Raw genomic sequence first — 3,380 nt, forward strand, 5'->3', positions numbered from 1 at the left:
CGATGATGCCATCCGGGTCGATGTCACGGATATTATCGGTCGAAAGCGCGTCGTTGCGGTAGACGACCACGTCGTCGGCGAACTCGCCCACGTACTGCACGAGATTGTAGGCGAACGAGTCGTAGTTGTCGATGACGAGGATGCGGGTCATTGGTCAGTCTCCACTGATTGGTCGGCTTCCACTCCCACAGTCATCTTTGCACAGTCGCCGAGTGCCTCGTTGATAGCGGTGACGAGGGCACGGGCTTTCGCCAGCGTCTCGTCGTACTCGCGCTCGGGGTCGGAATCGTGGACGATGCCCGCACCGACGCGGAGGTGGTACTCGTCGCGGAAACGCACCAGCGTCCGGATGATGATGTTCAGCACCGCCCGGTCGTCGAATCCGATGGCGAACATGCTCCCGGTGTAGGGGCCGCGGCGGGTCGATTCGAGTTCGTCGATAATCTCCATCGTCCGGGGCTTCGGCGCGCCGGTGATGGTTCCACCGGGGAAGACCGCCGCGATGGCGTCGGCGAGTGTCGTCCCCGAACGTCGCGTTCCTTCGACCAGCGACACGAGATGCATAACCTCGGAATAGCGGTCGACGCGGCGGTATTCGGTCACTTCGACCGACCCGTACTCGGAGACCTTCCCGAGGTCGTTCCGTTCGAGGTCGACGAGCATCGCGTGTTCTGCCCGCTCTTTTTCGTCCGTCGTCAAGTCGACTTCCAGCGCCTCGTCTTCTTCGGGAGTCTCGCCTCGCGGTCGTGTCCCGGCGATTGGCTCCGTGGCGAGTCGGTCGCCATCGACGCGGAGGAGGAGTTCGGGACTCGCGCTTACGAGGTCGACGCCGGGGAGTTCGAGAAGACCGGAGTACGGCGCGGGGTTGACCTGCCGGAGTGCGGCGTAGGCATCGACCGGGTGGACTGCGGCGGGTGCGACGAGTCGCTGCGAGAGGTTCGCCTGAAACGTGTCGCCATCGCGGATGTACTGTTTCGCTGCTCGGACGCGGTCGGCGAACGCCTCTCGACCACAGGCGCTCTCGAATTGTGCCTTGTCGGATTCGACGGGGGACTCGACCGGTTCGGGGGAACCTTCGACTGCTTCGGTAGCGAGTTCGGTTGCCCGCTCGCGTGCTTCGTCGTAGGTCACATCGAGGTCGACATCGTCGCCGACTTCCGGACAGCACGTAATTCGGAGTTCCGTCCCGTCACCCGTTCGCGGTTCGTCCCACGATGCGACGAGGTCGTACACGCCGAGTTGCAGGTGCGGGAGTCCCCTGTCGTCGGTCGTGTGCTCGGGCAGCGATTCGAGTTCGCGGGCGACGTCGTAGGAGAGCCACCCGAACAGGCCGCAGGGGTACGGAACGTCGCAGCCACCGCGGGCGAGCGTTTGCGAGTCCACGAGTCCTTCGAGCGCGGCGAGCGTGGGTGCTGTCTCGGTCTCGCTGACAGCCGAGTTACTGACTGTGAGGCGTTCGACGGGGTCGATACCGAACGCCCCCCAGCCGGGTTGGCCGCCAGTCGTCTCGTAAAAGAAGCCGCCAGAACCCTGCCGCGTGCGCCGATAGGCGTCGAAGGGGTCCGAGACGGGAACCCGAACTTCGACGGGAACGCGCGCACCGTCGGGTGCAGCCTCGGCGGTCGCGCGAAAGTCGTCGCGGTCGGTGACGACGGTCGGTGCGGTCATTACTCGCACCTGTCGGTGCGTCGGGTAAACGGTTTCGCGACGTGTCTCGTCTGTGTCGTCAATGCTGGGAACCGCGAGAAGAGAGCGCCCGGGGCCGGAAGAAATGTAGTCTCAGAAACTGGAGAGCTGCCAGCTTAGTGATGGAGTGGTTATTCGGCGGCGCGGTCAATCCAGCGCTGGACGCGCTTCGGCGACACGTTGATATCGTCGCCGACTTCTTCAGCGTCGGCTCCAACGAGGTCTGCAACAGTCTCGATACCGATGTCAGAGAGACGGTCTGCGTATGCGGGACCAATACCGCGAATCGTGTCGACAGAGGGGGATTCCTCGGCTGGTTCCTCGGGTTCTGGCTCGACCGCTTCGGCCGCAGGCTCGACTTCCTCGGTCTCTGCTTCGGACTCGACGTCTTCCGCTTCCTCGGCTTCCGGCTCGGTTTCTTCGGGTTCTGCTTTGGTCTCTTCAGCTTCCGCCCGTGACTCGCTCTCTGCCGCCTCGCCGATGTCTTCTTCGACACCTCCCTCAGGCTCTTTCTCGGCGGCAGCTTCTGGTTCCTCTTCGACGGTCTCGGCTGCTTCTTCCTCTGTCTCTTCGACTGCCTCCGGCTCCGCTTCTTCGATAGCCTCGGCGGTCTCCTCTAGCTCGTCGGCCGTCTCCTCGGGCGTCGGCTCTTCTGCTTCTGTTTCCGCTTCCGCTTTCTCTTCCTCCGCTTCCGCTGCTTCCGCTTCCGCTTTCGTCTCCTCGACCGGTTCCTTGACGGCCGCTTCAGTCTCGACGCTCGGCTCTTCGCGCTCCGCTCGCGTGTCGCGTTCGACCGTAACGGTCGCTGTTTCGTCACGTCTCTCCTCCGAGGTGGACGACGAGTCGCCACCAAAGATGGATTTCCAGAGTGACAAGATAGTGTCAAGCAAGCCCATGTTGCCTTCTCCTATGTGATTCCGTTATTTAAAAACCAGCGGCCTCAGTGCCTCTCGAGGCGAGTTCGAAGCGTCGTATTCATCTCCTCGATTGGTGCATCGAGTCCGGTCCATAATTCGAATGCTTCGACCCCTTGCAAGAGGAGCATCCACGCCCCGTCGATGGTGACCGCGCCCGCGTCGGCCGCCTCGCGAAGGAGACGAGTTTCGAGCGGGGCGTACACCGCATCGAGGACGGCAAGGTCGCCATGGAGATGCGTGGCCGGAACGGGCGTCTCGTCGGGTGCTTCCATCCCCACGCTCGTCGCGTTGACGAGAACCGACGCGTCCTGAATCCGGTCGAGTGTATCCAGTCCGCCACCCGTCGCGCCCGGGACAACATCGGCCAGTTCGCCCGCTGTTTCGGCGGTTCTGTTCGCAATGTGGACCGATGCACCGGCGTCTGCGAGGGCGAATGCGGCGGCCCGGCCTGCTCCGCCAGCACCGACTACGACGGCATTTGCTCCGTCGAGGGAGATATCGTGTCGCTCGAATGCCCGCGTGACGCCTGCCGCGTCCGTGTTGTAGCCTTTGGGGTCGCCATCCTCGAAGTCGATGGTGTTGACTGCGCCGATTCGCGCGGCGAGCGGGTCGGGGTCGACGAGGTCGAGCACGTCCTGTTTGAAGGGAATCGTGACGTTGAGCCCAGCGATGCCGAGCGCGTCTGCGCCATCAACTGCCGCCTCGATGGCCGACGGTTCCGGTTCGAAGGTGACGTATCGCGCGTCGAGTCCGGTGTGCTCGTACGCCGCCTCGTGC

At 63.6% G+C, this 3,380-nt stretch carries 4 protein-coding genes; all 4 read right to left on the minus strand.

Features of this window, described 5'->3' with window-relative positions:
• The coding region (locus QT222_RS04075) for a glutamine amidotransferase-related protein (protein ID WP_491476394.1) at positions 1-151 on the minus strand (151 nt) is incomplete at its 3' end.
• The gene (pabB, locus tag QT222_RS04080) at positions 148-1,668 is read right to left on the minus strand and encodes an aminodeoxychorismate synthase, component I (RefSeq protein WP_491476391.1); all 1,521 of its coding nucleotides are present in this window, start codon (positions 1,666-1,668) and stop codon (positions 148-150) included. The genes pabB and QT222_RS04075, both read right to left, overlap by 4 nt.
• Positions 1,669-1,817: 149 nt before the next feature.
• Entirely contained in the window at positions 1,818-2,582 is a 765-nt protein-coding gene (locus QT222_RS04085) for a helix-hairpin-helix domain-containing protein (RefSeq protein ID WP_491476392.1), read from the minus strand.
• 44 nt (positions 2,583-2,626) lie between these two features.
• Positions 2,627-3,380 (minus strand): shikimate dehydrogenase (gene aroE, locus QT222_RS04090; RefSeq protein WP_491476393.1); only part of this gene is annotated, 754 nt, incomplete at its 5' end.

The organism is Haloferax sp. s1 (assembly GCF_058382125.1).

Bases quoted from the DNA above. Each gene is read 5' to 3' on its own strand.
- pabB (WP_491476391.1), bottom strand. From the start codon at position 1,668: ATGACCGCACCGACCGTCGTCACCGACCGCGACGACTTTCGCGCGACC.
- QT222_RS04085 (WP_491476392.1), bottom strand. From the start codon at position 2,582: ATGGGCTTGCTTGACACTATCTTGTCACTCTGGAAATCCATCTTTGGT.